General features: G+C 50.2%; 19 protein-coding genes. 9 read left to right on the plus strand and 10 right to left on the minus strand.

Features of this window, described 5'->3' with window-relative positions; translation table 11 throughout:
- The first annotated feature begins 4 nt into the window (after nt 1-4).
- The 3 genes from FHS72_RS00080 to FHS72_RS00090 are packed head-to-tail and all read left to right on the plus strand — an operon-like array spanning nt 5 to nt 2,329.
- A complete protein-coding gene (locus FHS72_RS00080; protein ID WP_183523710.1) occupies nt 5-712 on the plus strand; it encodes an ABC transporter permease in 708 nt (235 codons plus the stop codon).
- Nucleotides 705-1,502, plus strand: a complete 798-nt coding sequence (locus tag FHS72_RS00085; RefSeq protein WP_183523713.1) for an ABC transporter ATP-binding protein — start codon at nt 705-707, stop codon at nt 1,500-1,502. Before FHS72_RS00080 ends, FHS72_RS00085 begins: the two co-directional genes overlap by 8 nt.
- A 2-nt stretch (nt 1,503-1,504) precedes the next feature.
- Entirely contained in the window at nt 1,505-2,329 is an 825-nt protein-coding gene (locus tag FHS72_RS00090) for an ABC transporter substrate-binding protein (protein WP_183523716.1), read from the plus strand.
- Between the two features lie 47 nt (nt 2,330-2,376).
- Here FHS72_RS00090 and FHS72_RS00095 read toward each other — a convergent pair whose 3' ends face one another.
- The 10 genes from FHS72_RS00095 to FHS72_RS00140 all read right to left on the minus strand — a co-directional run bounded on the left by FHS72_RS00095 (nt 2,377) and on the right by FHS72_RS00140 (nt 12,013).
- The gene (locus FHS72_RS00095; RefSeq protein ID WP_183523719.1) at nt 2,377-3,258 is read right to left on the minus strand and encodes a helix-turn-helix transcriptional regulator; all 882 of its coding nucleotides are present in this window, start codon (nt 3,256-3,258) and stop codon (nt 2,377-2,379) included.
- Between the two features lie 247 nt (nt 3,259-3,505).
- A complete protein-coding gene (locus tag FHS72_RS00100) occupies nt 3,506-3,838 on the minus strand; it encodes a hypothetical protein (RefSeq protein WP_183523722.1) in 333 nt (110 codons plus the stop codon).
- 8 nt (nt 3,839-3,846) lie between these two features.
- Complete coding sequence (locus tag FHS72_RS00105) at nt 3,847-4,896, minus strand: EscU/YscU/HrcU family type III secretion system export apparatus switch protein (RefSeq protein WP_183523726.1); 1,050 nt, start codon at nt 4,894-4,896, stop codon at nt 3,847-3,849.
- A complete protein-coding gene (locus FHS72_RS00110) occupies nt 4,897-5,673 on the minus strand; it encodes a flagellar biosynthetic protein FliR (RefSeq protein ID WP_183523730.1) in 777 nt (258 codons plus the stop codon).
- The gene (locus FHS72_RS00115) at nt 5,670-7,751 is read right to left on the minus strand and encodes a flagellar biosynthesis protein FlhA (RefSeq protein ID WP_183523733.1); all 2,082 of its coding nucleotides are present in this window, start codon (nt 7,749-7,751) and stop codon (nt 5,670-5,672) included. The genes FHS72_RS00110 and FHS72_RS00115 overlap by 4 nt, the downstream gene beginning before the upstream one ends.
- A gap of 14 nt (nt 7,752-7,765) precedes the next feature.
- Entirely contained in the window at nt 7,766-9,643 is a 1,878-nt protein-coding gene (locus FHS72_RS00120) for a hypothetical protein (protein WP_183523736.1), read from the minus strand.
- A complete protein-coding gene (gene motA, locus FHS72_RS00125) occupies nt 9,643-10,512 on the minus strand; it encodes a flagellar motor stator protein MotA (protein ID WP_183523739.1) in 870 nt (289 codons plus the stop codon). Before motA ends, FHS72_RS00120 begins: the two co-directional genes overlap by 1 nt.
- Nucleotides 10,513-10,551: 39 nt before the next feature.
- Nucleotides 10,552-11,148, minus strand: a complete 597-nt coding sequence (locus FHS72_RS00130) for a MotE family protein (RefSeq protein ID WP_183523742.1) — start codon at nt 11,146-11,148, stop codon at nt 10,552-10,554.
- A complete protein-coding gene (locus tag FHS72_RS00135; protein WP_183523745.1) occupies nt 11,145-11,507 on the minus strand; it encodes a hypothetical protein in 363 nt (120 codons plus the stop codon). The genes FHS72_RS00130 and FHS72_RS00135 overlap by 4 nt, the downstream gene beginning before the upstream one ends.
- 11 nt (nt 11,508-11,518) lie before the next feature.
- Complete coding sequence (locus FHS72_RS00140; protein ID WP_183523748.1) at nt 11,519-12,013, minus strand: flagellar basal body-associated FliL family protein; 495 nt, start codon at nt 12,011-12,013, stop codon at nt 11,519-11,521.
- A 146-nt stretch (nt 12,014-12,159) separates the two neighbouring features.
- Between FHS72_RS00140 and fliF the strand changes: the two genes are divergently transcribed.
- The 6 genes from fliF to FHS72_RS00170 all read left to right on the plus strand — a co-directional run bounded on the left by fliF (nt 12,160) and on the right by FHS72_RS00170 (nt 18,453).
- Nucleotides 12,160-13,752 carry a flagellar basal-body MS-ring/collar protein FliF gene (gene fliF / locus FHS72_RS00145; protein WP_343042642.1) on the plus strand — a complete coding sequence of 531 codons (1,593 nt, stop codon included), beginning with the start codon at nt 12,160-12,162 and terminating at the stop codon, nt 13,750-13,752.
- A complete protein-coding gene (locus FHS72_RS00150) occupies nt 13,753-14,319 on the plus strand; it encodes a FliH/SctL family protein (RefSeq protein WP_183523753.1) in 567 nt (188 codons plus the stop codon).
- Nucleotide 14,320: 1 nt separating this feature from the next.
- The gene (locus tag FHS72_RS00155; RefSeq protein ID WP_183523756.1) at nt 14,321-14,617 is read left to right on the plus strand and encodes a FliM/FliN family flagellar motor switch protein; all 297 of its coding nucleotides are present in this window, start codon (nt 14,321-14,323) and stop codon (nt 14,615-14,617) included.
- Nucleotide 14,618: 1 nt separating this feature from the next.
- A complete protein-coding gene (fliP, locus tag FHS72_RS00160; protein WP_343042605.1) occupies nt 14,619-15,347 on the plus strand; it encodes a flagellar type III secretion system pore protein FliP in 729 nt (242 codons plus the stop codon).
- A 217-nt stretch (nt 15,348-15,564) separates the two neighbouring features.
- Complete coding sequence (pnp, locus tag FHS72_RS00165) at nt 15,565-17,700, plus strand: polyribonucleotide nucleotidyltransferase (RefSeq protein WP_183523759.1); 2,136 nt, start codon at nt 15,565-15,567, stop codon at nt 17,698-17,700.
- Between the two features lie 30 nt (nt 17,701-17,730).
- The gene (locus tag FHS72_RS00170) at nt 17,731-18,453 is read left to right on the plus strand and encodes a hypothetical protein (protein WP_183523762.1); all 723 of its coding nucleotides are present in this window, start codon (nt 17,731-17,733) and stop codon (nt 18,451-18,453) included.
- Nucleotides 18,454-18,606 lie beyond the last annotated feature (153 nt).

Here is an 18,606-nt window from a genome sequence, read left to right on the forward strand (position 1 = left end):
ATACATGGACAGCTTTTCGGGCATTTTGGTAGAAGCGATCGGTCTTATCCTGTCGTGGGACCCTGACGTGATCGAGATCATTGTGCTGTCGTTGCGCGTGACGTTGACGGCGGTCGCCGCCGCGTGCCTGATTGGCTTGCCGCTGGGTGCAATCGTCGGCGCGTTTCAGTTCCCAATGCGAACAGGCGTGATCATTGCGATGAATACCTTGATGGGGCTGCCGCCAGTTGTGGTTGGCTTGCTGGTTTATTTGATGCTGTCGGCTTCGGGACCGATGGGCGTTCTGGGGCTGCTTTACACGCCGACGGCGATGATTGTTGCGCAGACTATCCTCGTGACACCTATCGTCGCGGCGTTGACACGGCAGGTGATTGAAGACCTGAACAGTGAATACGCAGAGCAATTCGCATCGCTGGGCGTGGGTCCATTTGACCGCGTTCTCGCGTTGCTATGGGATGCCCGCTATAGCTTGCTGACCGTGGCGCTGGCGGGTTTTGGTCGTGCGGTTGCCGAGGTTGGCGCGGTGATTATCGTCGGCGGCAATATCAACCACGTAACCCGTGTGATGACTACGACAATTGCGCTCGAAACATCCAAGGGCAATCTACAACTCGCACTAGCGCTTGGGCTGATCCTTCTAACAATTGCAGTCATCGTGAATGGTCTTCTGATGGCTATTCGCGGCACAGCGACGAGGGCGGCTTATGTCTGATAAACTGATCGACATTCGCAATTACACCAGCAGCCCGTCAGCGCCACTGTTGACCGCACGCGGATTGTGCTTTGACGCGGGTGGACAACGTTTGATCAATAAGGTTGATCTGAACGTTGCCGCTGGGCGCTGCACTGTGATCATGGGGGCAAATGGGAGCGGGAAAAGTCTGCTTTTGCGTCTGTTGCACGGACTTATTCGACCCGAAGAAGGCACGATCAACTGGGAAGGCCAACCGCTAGATCGCGCTGGGCGTCAGCAGCAGGCGATGGTTTTTCAACGCCCAGTTATGCTGCGCCGGTCCGTCGCCGCCAACCTCCGGTTTGCCCTTTCAGTGCGTGGGGTGCGAGGCGAAGAAAGACGGGCGCGCGAGGCTGAAACGCTTGCGCTTGCTCGATTGGAAACACTTAAAGACAAGCCCGCGCGTGTTCTGTCCGGCGGCGAACAGCAGCGCCTTGCGATGGCCCGCGCCCTGATCTGTGCGCCGCGACTTCTGTTCCTAGATGAGCCAACAGCGAGCCTCGATCCAGCGTCATCTTTGGCTATCGAAAATCTTATCCAAGGCGCTCGTGAAAACGGGACGACTATCGTTCTTGTGACCCATGACGCGGGGCAAGCCCGAAGGCTTGGCGATGATCTGGTGTTTCTACATGCAGGACGCATCGCAGAGACGGGCCCGATCAAACGCGTGCTCGATGCTCCCCGATCTGAGGCCGCGCAGGCGTGGCTGGGCGGGCGTCTTTTCGTTCCCGAAAAAACTGAAACTGACAGTATCAAAAATGGAGTATGATCATGTTCAGATGTAATTTCTTTGGCTTTGCAGCCACAGGCCTTTTGGCGCTGGGTCTCTCTGGACCCGCGGCCGCACAAAATGATTTCATCATCGTGCAATCCACAACATCGACCCAAAATTCTGGCTTGTTCGACTATATGCTGCCGAAATTCCAAGACGAAACAGGCGTCGAAGTACGCGTCGTCGCGGTCGGCACAGGCCAAGCGATCAAAAATGCAGCCAATGGCGACGGGGACGTGTTGTTCGTTCACGCAAAAGCCTCTGAAGAAGCATTCGTTGCAGATGGTGATGGCGTCAGCCGCAGTGACGTCATGTACAACGACTTTGTGATCGTAGGACCTCCTTCCGATCCAGCGGGCGTCGCCGGGTCGTCCGATATCGCCGTAGCACTCGCCCAAATCGCTGAAGTCGAAGCACCATTCGCATCACGCGGTGACGACAGCGGGACACATAAAGCCGAGTTGAACCTGTGGGCCGACGCTGGCGTTGACGTCGATGCGGCATCGGGTGGTTGGTACCGCGAAACCGGGTCCGGTATGGGGGCTACTTTGAACACTGGCACGGGCATGAATGCTTACATTATGACGGACCGGGCCACCTGGATCAGCTTTGGCAACAAAGGCGATTATGAGATCGCAGTCGAGGGCGACGCGAAGATGTTCAACCAATACGGCATCATTCTTGTGAACCCTGAAAAGCATAGCAATGTGAAGGCCGAGCAGGGGCAAGCGTTTATCGATTGGGTGCTATCCGAAGAAGGACAAGCCACGATTGCTGACTACAAGATCGACGGGCAACAGTTGTTTTTCCCGAACGCGAACTAATAATCGATTAAGGCGCGCTGCGTAGTAGTGCGCCTTTCGACTGAATTTCATTCAGACAGCCAGCGCACTGTGCCCATCTGTGACAGATCGTACCCGCCCATTGACGCGGCCTTTTCGCGACACGCAGTACTTTGCGCAAACGACAACAACTTTTGCACAGGTTCTGTAAAGTAGGCGTGGCGATCAATCAGCAGGTCAAAGCGCTCTTCGGCCAGCGGCACAAAGCCGAGATTGAACTGACGGGCCATGGCCTCGATGCCAGTCGCGGCATCTGCTTGTCCTGCGGCAACAGCCACCGCCGCGTCATATTCCGTATGGGCCAACCCGCTCACCAGTTCCAAATCTGTCGCGCTCATTCCTTCACGCTTTAACATATCTTCGAAAAATGTAGCGCCGCCTGCTCCAGGTTGACGCAGCACGACACGTTTACCTTTGAGGTGGGCGAAGTCAGTGATTGAGGCGGTTGCATTCTGCGAGACAATCAATCCGCGCGCGCGACTTGCCCACGCGATCAAGACAACGTTTTTCAATCCCCGCGCGGCAATCGGTTCGACATTCCAGCCCGTACTGTCTGGGATATGCAAGCCCGCCAGTGCAGCCCGCCCGTCGGCAAAGCAGTCCAAGCCATCGCGACTACCGTTAAACAGTGTCGCAAGGCCGGATCCACATTCGCGAACGGCCCAATCCAATAGCGGGTCGTGTGATCCTGTCAAAACGACGGGACGTTCAGCCGCCGCAGGTGCGCTACCCGTCTCGATCCAGTCAAGCAGTTCCCCGCGTGGAAATAGCAGCTTACCGGTAATGCGTCGGTGTGGAATTTCCCCTGCGGCCGCAAGATCGTAGACCTTACGTTCTTTCACCCGCAAAATGTCTGCCACCTCTTTGGTGGTCAGATAGCTTGCGGAACTGGCGCCTTGCTCTTGTAACATCTACAGATATGTCTCCCGAATACGTAAAAATGGACCAGCCAGCCATCCTGCGCAAGCAGCAAAGACGACATCATGTCCCACTTCTTGCGAACCTGCTCGGGACGCGCAGGCGTCGGTAGGGAAAAAGAGTATCATATAGTACAGCGATTGCAGTCCATGGTGTTAACGAGAAAAATGTTCCTGATGTCCGCAAAGCCAATTGGAAGGGCAGCCGCGCGGACCTTGGAATTACAGTTGTTCGGGGCACTCACTTAAGTTTTTTAACGAGCGCCTCGATTGCAAGGTGCTGTCCAAAGGATGCTTTAAGTTTTTCGCGCGTCGCGTCTTCCTTCGCAACTTCTGTGAAAAGCTCCACATTGACCGTTGCTTGCATGTCATCGATCCATCGCCCCCAGTGAAAGGACTGCTTCTGCATCAGAGGTTGCGCTGAATCGCGAGAGCTAAGGTTTCGACTCTCATCCAGCCTGTGAATCATTTTTTCTAAGTCGTCACGCCGTTGCAAGTGTTGTGACCAAGTCTTCTGATCTTGCAGGTACTTCAGTCGTGATATTGTGACGAGCTTCTCTATACCGCGAGCCATATGAATTCCTAATGTTTTTGTGCGGACTGCGCGAACCTGATCGCAGCGGCAACCGCCCCATAAAACTCGACAGGAATTTCATCCCCGATCGACGCTGTACTCGCGAGTTGTCGCGCAGTCGGGATATCCACGTGAACGGGGATGCCCTTTTCATTTGCGATCTGCCGAATTTTTAGCGCAATCTCGTCAATGCCCTTTGCCAGAACGATTGGTGCGTTTGATTTGCGTGGGTCCCATGCCAGAGCGACCGCGTAATGGGTAGGGTTAACGATGACGACATCAGCATTAGGGACGTCGTGCATCATCCTGTTGGACGCAATCTCCATGGCCCGTTGCCGCCTTGCATTTTTAAAGTGTGGGTCGCCTTCAGCTTCTCGATGCTCGTCCTTGATTTGCTGGAAAGACATCATATTCTTTTTTATAAATTGGGCATGCTGCCAGAGGTAATCTACGATAGCCAAGGTGACTGAAATGAGCGTGGCAATGAATAGCAGACTCAAACATTTGTCGAAAATATACTTTGTGCCAATCTGCGGCTGGAGCAGCGATAGTCCGGCAATCTGATCAATTAACGGGATCAGTAACGCTAATAGTGCAATCACGTACAGTAGCAGTTTCGTAAAGCTTTTGAGGAATTCAAAAACCCCATTTACGCCAAACTTCTTCTTGAAACCGGCGGCCGGAGATATTCTGTTAAACTTTGGTGTAATGTTTGAGCCGACAAAGATAGCGGATCGTTGCAAAACTATCATGATTGCAACAAGGCCAAAGGGTACCAAGAAAATTGGCAAGATGGATGCGCCAATTGAAATGAAGATTTCAGGAGACAATAGTGCCGTGTTCGCTTGTGCAATGAGTGTCGATGGAGCAAGGAAGTTCCGAAGTAAATATGTCAGTTTCTCAAAGATCGAAGCACCAAATATGGACAGCGTAACTGCGAGAGACAGGTATGTCAGAGCAATTCCTATTTCTTGAGATCGCGCGATTTCGCCCTTTTCTCTGGCGTCCTGAAGCTTTTTCTCTGAAGGTTGATGGGTCTTGTCATCGGAGTCGTCCATTCACTTATACCGTTGCATAGGTAAAGAATCGAATGCGACGTATCTCCATTCGCTGAGAATTGGCTCAATCGCGATTAGAAGAAGCGCAATCGAGGCAGCGATTATGGCAGGAGCGCCAACAAAACTGACTAAGAGCTGTGGCATCGCACGATTTATGGCACCTAGGGTGAAATTGTAGAATAGTGATAACGCCAGAAATGGTAGTGCGAGTTGAAAGGCAAGCGCATAACTGCTTACCATAAGATTCACAATCATGTCTAAGATCAACGCCCCATCAATTGCACTGTTGAGAGGTAACCAATCGTAAGACTGTACAAGAAAAAGGACAAATGTATCCAAAAATCCCGATATCATAAGAAGTGTTACGCCAGATATAGTTAAGATGTTGCTGATGGTCGATTGCGCATCGTTTGAAACGGACCCCCCAAATATTTGGGCTATTGAACTAGCTTGCGCTACGATGGTGCCTGCGATTTGCAACGTAAAAAGCCCAAAGCGAATGGAAAACCCAATGATGGTACCGAAGATGATTTCCTTGACCATGATTATCGAGAGGGTTTCAAAACTATTCGGCGGAAGAGGCGTCGAATTCGTTACCGCTGAGAAGATTGTTATGCTTATCACAAAGGTTAGAGCGAGCTTGAACCTCGGTGGAACATAGCTTGCAGACAAGCCCGGCAGTAGAAATGCAACTGCAGCCACTCGACAAAAAACGAGTGCCAAGCTGTCAAGTGACACAATCCCAAAGACGCTGACTAGAGTCACGATATCGATCAAGGTTGAATTACGCCAACTAAATTCAACGATACGTTTTGATCTATTTCGTCGTATGAAAGTACAGGATTGGAAATACCCTTCGCAGCCAAAATGCTACTTATGAATTTACGACGTTTACTCGTCGTGATGATAGCTGTTTGGGTCGATGTGCTAGCGACATCGTTAATTTCTTTTGATGTCTTTTCGAGTAATTCCTGCAGCAATGGCGGGGGCAAAGCAATTTCACTTCGGTTGAACCCGTCGCCATTTAACTGGTAGGTGGCAAACACCTTCTCCCACTCTTGCGCCAGTTGAACGACATTCAGGTTATTGTCTTTGTCCTTGATCTTGTCCAGAATCTGAAAACCTAAACGGCTCCTGACGTGCTCATAGATACTATCCCAGTTCTTCGAAAATTGTTGACCTTCAGCGATTGCTTCAATGATCAGTTGCAAATTCCTGATGGAAATGTGCTCGTCGAGCAGGGAGCGTGCCGTCGCGTGAAGCAATTCTAATGAAACTTTTTCGGGGATCATCGTATCTAGCAACTTTTTATTGGCAGTTGCGCGCCTTTCGTCGGGAACAGTTGTCATTTCAGAAAGGCGTTCTTGTAAAGCGGACATGTTTAGGATTTTTGAGAAATTTTTCTTCAGCACCTCCAGCAAGTGAGTTGCAAGAATTTCTTCAGGGCGCACAACCGTTAACCCGTTAAGTGTGGCTTCCTCGGCTCCATTTTTTGAGACCCAAACCGCTGGTGCGTTGAACACAGGTTCGGTGACTTTTTGACCCTCTAATTCAAGCTCCTCGGAGTTGGAGGTTAGAACAAGTTGTAGGTCCGGTTTGAGATGATACCGACCATGCGTTACGCCAAGTAGTTTGATAACATATTCGCCGGACTCAAGTATAGGATTGTCCGTGAGATGTACTTCAGGAAGAAGAATTCCAAATTCGCTTGCAACATGCTTCCGAATGTTGGCGATACGCGTGTCAAGACCTGTCGCGCGATCCAAGGCCATCGGGGTGAGATCTGTGGCGAAGTCGATATGGATGATATCAGTTTCCAATAAGCTTGAAATAGACGATGTCACGGGCTCGGCTACAACCTTGTCATGATCAGATTTCGGATCACCCACTGCTCGCTTTATAATCCTGAACCTAGCCGCTCCCGCCACTCCAAGAACCATGGCCCCTGCCATGAATGGTAAAAATGGAAGGCCAGGAACCAATGCGAAAAACACCATCAAAATCGAAACAGAGATCAACGCAGCCGGGTGCTTCCCAAGTTGATCAACGACGGTTACGTCTGTGGCTCCAGTTGTGCCACCACGTGCCAGCAGTAAGGCTGATGCAATAGAAATAAGAACGGCGGGGATTTGCGACACTAGACCATCGCCGACAGTCAAAATTGAATACGTGGCAAATCCTTCGCTAAGCGGCATATCGTGACTAAAAAAGCCGATAGCTAAACCGAAAAATAAATTTAACGCAGTAATTAAAAGTCCAGCAATAGCGTCGCCTTTGACAAACTTTGACGCGCCATCTAGTGATCCGAAGAAAGTTGTTTCGGCTTGTTCTTTTTCACGACGTTCTTTGGCTTGCTCGTGGGAAATGGCTCCAGATGCAAGGTCGCTATCAATCGCCATTTGCTTCCCTGGCATGGCGTCCAGCGCAAATCGTGCACCGACCTCGGCCATGCGAGTCGCGCCCTTGTTAATAACAAGAAAGTTAACCATCAATAAGACGCAAAAGACAACTAATCCTAAGGCAATATTCCCCCTCATAACGAACATTGCAAATCCTTCAATGACGTTGCCAGCGGCGCCGGTGCCCGTGTGTCCATTCCCGATAATCAATTTCGTTGAGGCGATATTGAGCGATAGGCGTAATATTAGTGAGCCAAGTAGGATAGTTGGAAAAGCGGAAAAATCTAATGGTCTTTGAATGAAAAGTGTCACGGTGAACATGAGAATTGCCAAGGAAAACGAGGCGGCGAGTCCAATATCCAAAGCCCAAGATGGAACTGGAAGAATCATGATGCAAATTACGCCCATGAGAACGAAGGCGAGGGCAATTGTCGTGTGGGAGGAGTTGCTGTTCATTAAGGGACCTAAAGTTATGGAATCAGTTTTAAATATCTTTTGGGGCGTGCTGACATCTGCCCTAAAATGGTTTCTTTCAAAACTTTGGAGTCTTCGAGTAGTGAGCGGATGTTCGAGCTAGTAAATTGCCCGCTGGACATGGTTGATGCAGATCCGTCCCGCGTATGGATATTTGGTATGGTGTCGTCGGTCCCGAAACCATCCGGCAACGTTTCAGAAACGGTGAAATTATTAACGTCCAAATCTAATTCCGAGATGCCAAACCCGATAAATCGGCTTTTTAAAGCAGCGGTCGTAGCTGGAGAAAGTGGCCATTCCTGACTGACAAAATACGACGCTAGGAAGTCTGTATCCGAGGCGTCGGTTGTGATGGCTGAAAATACTGCATTTGCCTCGCGCTCGACGTCTGAAGTAGACACGCTTTCGGCTGCTAGTTCACGTAGTTTATCAAGCGCATCCGAAAAATTCCTCAGAGCTAGACTCGTCGATATCTCGGCGCTAAGAAGTTTTGCCCAATTCGACGTGTTTTGATATTCGAATCGAACGGCCTCTGACGCGCCAACTAGGTTTATATCGGAGGGCACGCGAAGGGATGAGGACAGGGATTTTGTAATAAGCTCTGGTTCATCCATGTTTGACAGTTGCAATTCTCTAAGTGTTGTTCGTCGCTCTGGGTCAGGAGGAGATCTTTCTGGATCTTCATAGATAACTTTCATGAATGTATTTAACTCTTCTGCTGCATCTAACCAACCGTGCTGAACTAATTGACGGTGGGTCTGGCCTGTAAGTGTTTTTTGCAAAGGGGCCGGTAAAGATTTGAATTGAGAGAGTATGGAGGCGGCGTTCGTGTTACCTGAGTTAGGATTTGAGGTTTGTAGAAACAACCAGAAATTTAATGAATTATCACAATCACTGAATAAATTCCAAAACTCTCGTTTAGAAGATGGTGAAGATATTAAGCGAGAAATCTCAGACAGTAATGCGACTTCCCCAATGGGGCCATCGATTAATTCGAGTATTTGAGCCGCTTCGTTTCCAAAGCCTAGTTTTTGATAGGTAATGACGAGGGGTATGATGTGTTCAGCGTTTGGCTCTCCATTGGACGTGAAGATGTGTTCCCGTTCTTCTGCGATGCGGCCATAGTCGAACTTTGCTAAATTTGCAGAAAATAATTCTGTAGATCGAAATTCGTTGCAATGCAAAGCCTCAGAGTTAGAAGATACTTCTGTGTCGACGTTCGTATTCGATCTCATACCGATGTTTAAGTTGAAATCGCTAGTAGGTCTGGTAATTTCCACCAAGCGGACTTCTGAATTTATTTCTGCGGTCGTTCGTAACTCTGTTGTGCCTGCCACGGTGCTGGATGAGATCTCTCGTGCCAAACGGTTTGGTGAAAATATGTTTTTAGTTAAAGATCCCTCCGAGGTCGGAGGCGAGATCCGAGCTATAGGACCATGTGTTAATGGCACGAACTCAGAGTCCTTCCACCAGCTCTCGAACGTGGCGCGAGGCTGATACGAGGTGTCGCCGACCGCAGCAGGGGTATCATATCCAATGTCAATAACTAGATAAACGTCCTCGTAGGAAAAAACGGTTCCCTTGCACTCGCACGCGAGCTGGATGTCGAGAACGTTTTTAAGGCGTTCAGATGATATCGATGAAATTCGTAAATCGGTAACTTGATCAAAGGTGTTTTTTGAATCGAATACCAATTTTTCAGGTAGCTCGAGTGTTAACAGCGATCCATCTTGAGTTGAACGCCAATCAGTTTGAGGAGGGATAGTGACAACAATACGTGTAAAGCTTTCATGCTCAGCAGCGACAACAGGAACAATTTCTGCGGATAGGCATTGGGGTAAAGCCATGCTTAACGCTACTATAATCAGGCGCATTAAGAGGCGTCCTTTTTTAAAGCTTTTAAAGCATCTTCAAGGTCAGTAAAACTTGGGCGAAATTGCATTGGAGTATTTTGTCTACCCACTTCTATACAGATATTGGGAGCGTGGCGGTGTAGGTTAGCAACAAGAACTTCGCGGATCAGGCGGTAGAAGTGCGCATCTTCTTCAACTACAGAGCCAACGCGCAAGGCGAACGGTCCGACTAGGCCGTAAGCTAAGAATACGCCAAGAAATGTCCCGACCAATGCGCCCCCAATTAACTTTCCTAAGACTTCAGGCGGTTGATCAATCGACCCCATTGTCTTGATGATACCAAGAACTGCCGCTACGATACCCAGCGCTGGCAACCCATCAGCGATACTTTGTAAAGCGTGTGTTGAGTGCATGTTGTGGTGATGTGTGGCTTCGATCCGTTTCTCTAAAACCTCTTCCACTTGGTGAGGGTCGTCATAGTTCATCGATCCGGATCTCAATGTATCACATATCAGCCCAACCGCTTCGACATCAGCCAGTATCTTTGGGTATCGCTTGAAGATTTCTGAATCTGACGGATCTTCGATGTGGACCTCAAGTTCGACTGGATTGGTCCTTGCAATACGTAGCAGCTCAAAAAGAAGACATAGCAGGTCGCTGTAGTCGGTCGATTTCCAGGTTGGACCCTTGAATACTTTTCCAATGTCCTTGGCTGTGTGCTTTATTCCGGATCCATCGTTGCTGATAACAAATGCGCCAACCGCAGCTCCGACAATCATAATCATTTCAAATGGTAAGGATTTTAGAATAATCCCCATTTTGCCACCCGCGAGTAGATATCCGCCGAACACGGTTATAAAAATGATGACAATACCGATTAGTCCGACCATTCATTCGTCTCACAGTTCTGGCTCTTGGTTTGGATGGAATTATTGAACGTTAAATGCATTTGCATTTCGTCCGGCCAACATGACGCTTATCGTGTGTGCAACCTGTGGTTCTAGCTCCGTCATGACTGATGCTGCTGCATCGGGTTGCATCAAGCTTAGAAATCCAGCCGCAAACCCAGGGTCCATTTCAGAAAAGAGCGCGGCTGTGTCGCGCGGTTTCATGTTTTCATAAACCGTCGCCAATCGCGCAAGGTCGTTCTCGGCAGCGCTATCAGCTAGCGCTAATGTTGCTGCAAGTTTTGCTTCGATCTCAGTCAGTTCAGCTATCTTTTCAGTTACGCGAGCTTCCGCATCACGTAGAGTGTCGTCCAAGTCATCCAGTTGTTGTTCTCGTTCTAACAAACGCGCTTCGCGGGATTTAAGTGCTGCAAGTATTGTCTCAATCGCGTCGTCTCCAAACGGGACGCTCAAGATAGTATGCTCATCGCTTATTGAAGGTTGATCCGCGGGCGCGGCATCTTGTGCAAATGCGACGTTACCTTGGTTTGTGATTCGTATGGTGCCGGACAGCAACAAAATTGACGCAAGTATTCGCAATGAACTAACTGTATTTCGACGTTGTTTTGAGTTTTTCATTCTGCGCTCGCATAGTCGAAGTTACGTCGTGCAAAGAACGGATTTGCGGGCGCTGTCTTAGTCTGGCGTTCATTGGTTGGAAGGCTATGTAACGAGGCAACTAACAGCTCGAGGTGTCGTCCCGCTGCTTCGGCACGTTCACTTCCCTCTTTCAACCGGTTTACCGATTCGCTTCCTGTGATCTGTGCTTTTTGAAGGGAATTCTCTAAATCTTGAATTTGTTTAGACATTGTATTGATCGCTTTTCCAATGCCACTCTCCAAATTGGTGAAACGCTTCAATCGACGAGACAAAACGATGCAATAAAGTGCAACGCCAAAAGCGCCAGAAGACATTAGTATATCAGAGATGAAGGCCATTCTGGCACCCCTTAGTTTAAGACAAATTCCATAACGAGAAGATCATTAATTAGATCGTCTCCTGCAACGATCTTGACCCTATGCAGCATTTGCGACCGCAGTTTGATGAGCGCAGCTGGTGCTTCTAAATCGTCTATTTCCAAAGCTCTTAAATAACCGTTTAAAACATCCACGATTCGCGGTTTTATTTTCTCCACTTCGGCGACGGCAGACGGTTTTACTTCGAGTTGAGCCGTGAAACGTAACAGTTGCCTGCTGGAACCGCTTGAAAATGAAACGATGATCGGGTCTAGCGCCACAAATGCTAGCTCTTCTGTTTCTCGGTTCGCGGTGTGGTCCGGCGTTGAGGCGCTACTTGTTGGCGTTGCCGTTCCACCAATCATGCCAGAATTTGCTGCAAGAAAACCACCCGCTGCCCCCGCAACCAATAGGACGATGCCAAGGATCAAGGGCAGCTTTGATTTTTTCCTGATCGGCGGTCCATCTGTTTCGATTATGTCTGCCATGATTGCGAATCCATTTTGTTGCGATGGAGCCGACTAAATCAAAGAAGACCTAACTTGATGTTAATTCTTTCCGGCCAATCTGTCGGCATATCGAAGGCAGAAAGCCTTTCTTGTGTCGGAGAACTGAAGTGCAGAATTTACTCGATGTGTGGGGGCGACTTGGCCTCGGTCAACGGATCGCGACAATAGGGTCGACGCTTGGCGTTTTTCTCGTCGTACTGTTGCTGGTTCAGTCGCCCACATCAAAGGATATGTCATTACTTTTCGGTGGATTGGAGGCCGGTGCTGCCGGCGACGTCCTGGCTGCCCTAGATCAGCAAGGTGTGCTATATGAGGTGAGAGGTGCTGCGATCTATGTTGACGCTTCGGCGCGTGATTCTCTTAGATTGGTCCTTGCTGGCCAAGGACTTCCGGTGAGCGGGGGGGATGGGTACGAGCTTCTTGACAATTTAAGTGGATTTTCGACCACATCGCAAATGTTCGACGCGACGTATTGGCGAGCAAAAGAAGGTGAATTAGCACGAACAATCGTGGCTAATCCTCGGTTTAGAAGTGCGCGGGTCCACATCTCGACGTCAACAACGCGAACCTTTCAACGCACCGAAGCACCCAGCGCCGCAATTACGGTACAATCTGCCACCGGAGTGATTTCTGCGAGCCAAGTGAAAGCGTTACAGTATCTCGTTGCTTCGGCGGTAAGTGGGTTAGTTCCTGAAAACGTTGCGATAATAGATGCAACGGCTGGATTGTTGTCTGGGGCTGATGACCTGCCCGGGGCTGCGGCGGATAATGAACGAGCTGACGTTCTTAGGGCGAGGGCGGAGCGCCTTTTGATTGCGCGAGTGGGGGCTGGAAATGCGGTCGTCGAAGTCACGATGGAAACGGTAACCGATTCGGAAACCATTTCTGAGAGGACCGTTGATCCCGACAGTCGCGTCGCAATTAGCACAGACGTTCAAGAGAGCGCTGAAAAATCCGAGGATTCCCGCGGAGGTGACGTGACCGTCGCGTCCAATTTGCCTGATGGTGATGCGGCGGGAGGTGGTGCTGCAAACAATGAAAACAGCGAAACACGAGCTCTAACAAATTTTGAGGTTTCGGAAACGCAACGTGAAATTCATCGCGGACCGGGGGCTGTGAAGCGTTTAACCATCGCGGTTTTGATTAATGACGCGGTCGTAATCGGCGCTGATGGAACGACAACGTCAGAAGCCCGGTCCGACGAAGAGTTGGCAGACTTGCAGGAACTCGTGACGTCGGCAGTTGGGTTCGATGAGGAACGTGGTGATCAAATCACGCTTAGAGCGATGCCATTTGAACCTGTTCCTGAGTTGGGCACTGAAATGTTCGCCGAAGGTGTAACGACGTCTTCGCTCAATATGATGCAACTCATTCAGATTGGCGTTTTGGCCGCTGTCGCGTTGGTGTTGGGGTTATTCGTTGTGAAACCGATTCTCGCGCCTCGCGCTGATATCGCCGCGTTATCTGCTCCTAGCGAGCGATCAGTTGATGGCGATATGACAAACGCAGATGGTGGATCGCAGTTCATCTCTGCATCTCCCAATGTGATGTCGATCGAAGGTCCCGATACCGAACCCTTGGCTAACGGCACGTTGGCTGCTGGGGGGACCGAGGACCCCGTCACACGATTGCAAAATATGATCTCCGACCGTGAAACTGAAACACTGCAGATTTTAGAAAATTGGATGGATGACCATGAGCGAACGGAGGATGCATAGATGGGCGCGATACTGAGCCTAGAGAGTTTTGATGATGGTTCGTTACGATCTTCAACAACTGATAAAAAAGCAGTGGGTTCTTATGATGATGGTTACCGCGACGGGTGGGTGGCCGCAGAAATGGCGTTGGCCGAAAAGCAAACGCACGTTCGAGCCTCTCTAACCGAGTCGTTAAACGATGCGAACTTTGGGTACTTAGAAGCCCAAGCACATTTTTTGGCTGGAATGAACTCGTATGTTACAGCCCTCGTTGAAGCTGTTTTGCCGGCACTTTTGAGCCCTGCGTTTAATGCCCAACTTTGCTCAGTCCTTCTGGAGGCGATTGAGCGCGACGCATCAGGTCCAATTTCGATACGACTACCGCCTGATCAGATTCAGGCGTTTCAGTTGGCTGTCGATGATCTCGACTTGGCGCGTGTCACCTTTGTTCCAGATGAAACGCTTACAGATCATGCGGCGATTGTATGTGGGCCCAATAGCGAAACGGCATTGGATTTAGATGGCGTGCTGCAGGTCATCACAGAGCATAGCGCAATATTACTCACACCATCGCAGAAGGCATCCTAAAATGGAAAATCACGTCGAGAACGAAGTGGGAGCGCACAGCGCGATTCATCCACTACAGCGGATACCAATTGAAATTGCAGTTTGCGTTGGTAAGGCAACGCCTCTGATCTCCGATTTAATGAAACTTTCAGAAAATGCGGTGCTTCCGCTTGATCGGAAAATTGATGATCCCGTCGAATTGTATATCGGCGATCGGTTGATTGCGCGGGGCGAATTGCAAGAACTCGAAGGAGGGGAGCCGGGACAGCTGGCCGTCAGATTAACAGAAGTCGCGGTCCATAAGGATGAGTTAGATTAAAGTGCGTCATCTTCTCGTTTCCCTCGCTCTTGTTGTCCTCTGGGCGTCACCCTCAAACGCACAAGACTTTGCAATAACCCTTGGCGACGACTCCTCGCTGGCGTCGCGCTCTGTCCAGCTTTTGGTCCTTGTCACGGTGTTGAGCCTCGTGCCGGGCATTGCAATTATGGTGACGTGCTTTCCATTTTTTGTAACGGTTTTCGCGATTTTGCGGCAGGCCATCGGGCTGCAGCAGTCGCCGCCGAACATGATGATGGTGAGTCTTGCGCTCTTCATGACCTATTTTGTCATGGAGCCGGTCTTTCTTGCGTCATGGGAAAACGGGATTGGTCCTGTTGTCGATGGCGTGATGGACATCGAGACTGGATTTTATCGGGCCATGGAGCCTTTGAAGGTATTTATGGCTGGACGCATTGATCCAGATACTTTCGAGCGGTTGGTTGAATTGCGGCCAGACGTCGATCTGGCGCTGCCTATCGAGCAATCCAACCTGTCCGTCGTTATCCCATCATTTATGCTGAGCGAATTGGCGCGTGCCTTTCAGGTTGGCTTTATCGTGTTTTTACCTTTTCTTATCATTGACTTAATCGTTGCTGCGATCCTGATGTCGATGGGCATGATGATGGTGCCGCCCGCCATTGTTTCACTGCCGTTTAAGTTGTCATTTTTTGTTGTCGCCGATGGCTGGAGCTTGCTCTCAACAGGGTTGGTCCAGAGTTATGGCGGGTAAGTGGGCATTGCTCTTGTGCTGCAACGCACTTCACGGCACGCACAATTGTATCCGCGGAAAACCCAAAATGCTTCCCAAAGCGGTTAATCCAGTGTATGGCCCGCCCATCTTGGAAGCCCGGCGCCCGCAGTCCAGCGCCGACAAAAAGAAGATACCGGATTGAGGGGGAATACGCCCCCTACGCAAAAGGCCCCAAAGGGCCAAAAGGAAAACATATATGTTTAACGAAGTAAAAAAGTCGATGCAGTGGGGCGAAGAAACGCTCACTCTCGAAACTGGTAAGGTTGCGCGTCAGGCTGACGGCTCTGTGATCGCAACGCTTGGCGAAACATCTGTGATGGCGAACGTCACATTTGCACGCAAGCAAAAGCCAGGTCAGGATTTCTTTCCACTGACCGTACACTATCAAGAAAAATATTACGCTGCCGGTAAAGTTCCTGGTGGCTTCTTCAAGCGTGAAGCGCGTCCAACTGAAAAAGAGACGCTGACATCCCGCCTTATCGACCGTCCTATTCGCCCGTTGTTCGTCCCTGGCTTCAAAAACGAAGTTCTGGTGATGTGTACTGTGTTGTCCCACGATCTGGTGAACGACCCAGACATGGTTGCTATGATTGCCGCATCCGCTGCGCTGACCATCTCTGGCGCGCCGTTCCGTGGCCCGATTGCTGCTTGTCGCGTCGGCTATGAAGGTGGCGAATACATCCTGAACCCTGAAATTGACGATATGCACAACCTGCGCATGAACCCAGAGCAGCGTTTGGATCTTGTTGTTGCCGGCACAAAAGACGCCGTGATGATGGTTGAATCCGAAGCATACGAATTGACCGAAGAAGAAATGCTTGGCGCGGTAACATTCGCTCACAACGCTATTCAGCCTGTCATCGACTTGATCATTGATCTGGCCGAAGATTGCGCGAAAGAGCCGTTCGATTTCCAGCCAGAAGATTATTCGGACCTGTTCAATGCTGTCAAAGCCGCTGGCGAAGACAAAATGCGTGCCGCTTATGCGATCACCGACAAGCAAGAGCGTACTGGTGCGGTTTCTGCCGCGAAAGATGAAATCGTCGCGTCTCTGACCGAAGAACAGCAAGAAGACGGCAACTTGGGCGCTGCCCTGAAAAAGCTGGAATCTGCTGTTCTGCGTGGCGACGTTGTGAAAAACGGCAAGCGTATTGATGGTCGTGCACTCGACACGATCCGTCCAATCGTTTCCGAAACTGGCATTTTGCCACGGACACACGGTTCTGCCTTGTTCACACGTGGTGAGACTCAGGGTCTTGTTGTGACAACGTTGGGTACCGGCGACGACGAGCAGATGATCGACTCGTTGACTGGCATGTATAAATCAAACTTCATGCTGCACTATAACTTCCCACCATATTCTGTTGGTGAAGTTGGTCGCGTGAGCGGTCCTGGTCGTCGTGAAATCGGCCACGGTAAGCTAGCTTGGCGTGCGTTGCAGGCGGTTCTGCCGTCGGCGACAGACTTCCCATACACTATCCGTTTGGTGTCAGAGATCACTGAATCTAACGGTTCTTCTTCGATGGCGTCCGTTTGTGGTGGTTCCTTGTCCATGATGGATGCGGGCGTTCCGTTGAAATCACCAGTTGCTGGTGTGGCGATGGGCCTCGTGATGGAAGACGATGGCGACTACGCGATCCTGTCCGACATCTTGGGCGACGAAGATCACCTCGGCGACATGGACTTCAAGGTTGCGGGTACTGAAAACGGTATCACATCTTTGCAGATGGACATCAAAATCGCGGGCATCACGCCAGAGATCATGTCCAAAGCATTGGATCAGGCGAAAGCTGGCCGTTTGCATATCCTCGGCGAGATGGGCAAAGCCCTGACAGGCGCGAAAGATCTGGGCGTACACGCACCGAAGATCGAAACGATGCAGATCCCAACCGACAAGATCCGTGAAGTTATCGGGTCTGGTGGTAAAGTGATCCGTGAAATCGTTGAGACATCCGGCGCGAAAGTAGACATCAACGACGACGGCGTCATCAAGCTAGCGTCTAACGATGCAGAGGCCATCAAAAAGGCCTACGACATGATCTACTCCATCGTGGCTGAGCCAGAGGAAGGCGTTGTCTACAAAGGTAAAGTTGTGAAACTCGTCGATTTCGGCGCGTTTGTGAACTTCTTTGGCAAACGTGACGGCCTCGTGCACGTCTCCCAGATCGAAAACCGCCGCTTGAACCACCCGTCTGACGTTCTGAAAGAAGGTCAAGAAGTTTGGGTGAAATTGCTTGGCTTTGATGATCGCGGTAAAGTGCGCTTGGCCATGAAAATGGTGGATCAGGAAACTGGTAAAGAGATCACTAAAGAAGAAGCTGCCGAAGAGTAAATTAGGCACTTTTTGAATGGAAAAGCCCCAGTGGAAACGCTGGGGCTTTTCTTTTTGTTTACTTGTCTTGTTTATGTAAATGAAAACAACGAGGAACTTTTGATGAAGTCTACAGTCGCAATCGCATTCATTTTCAGTGTTTTAGGGTCGGTCGGTCACGCTCAGCAGGTCGGTGATGTCACCGCTTGGAGCGGGATTTCTTCTTTTGGGCTCTCGTTCGAGGGCGGCTATCAATTCGCCCCTGAATTCCGCGCGCGAGGTGGCTGGATGGGTGGCGTGAACGTTGACGAAACGCGTACAGAGGACGGAAATACGTTTGATGTAGATGCCGAGATTGGCGCGTTGACCATGATGGTCGACTATTCTCCGATTGATGCTGGCTGGCGCATGTCTGGCGGCGTGTTGTTCAGCCGAACGTCAATCGATTCTACCGTGCGTGGGGCCGCCGGCGATCCTATTGAATATAACGGGCAAAGCTTCAGTAGTGGCGTCGCCGAAAGCCTGATCGAGTTTAAGCGGTCTGTTTCTCCGGTCGTTACTGCGGGCTATGATTATCCGATCTCTGACAATTGGGTTTTGAGCGGTGAGATCGGTGCAGTGTTCATTGGCGGTGTTGATGTTGAAGTCACAGGTGACAGTGCAGAATTACAAGACGCCATCGATAACGACGAGGACGTGAAATCTATGCGTGAAGATTTGGCAGATGTATCGATTTATCCGTATATCAACATCGCGATGGGTTACCGCTTCTGATCGCACATCGCGATTTTTCCCCTAATTTGGCGCGAGCAAGCCGACTAATGTTGTTGTCGGTTTGCATCACCGCACTGGGTTCACTCATATTTGATCTGAATTTCCTCTGCGATGGCGTTAAGTACTAGAAAACCAGCGCCAGATTCTTTGGGG

It is taken from the genome of Yoonia ponticola (assembly GCF_014199395.1).
GTDB classification, from domain to species: domain Bacteria; phylum Pseudomonadota; class Alphaproteobacteria; order Rhodobacterales; family Rhodobacteraceae; genus Yoonia; species Yoonia ponticola.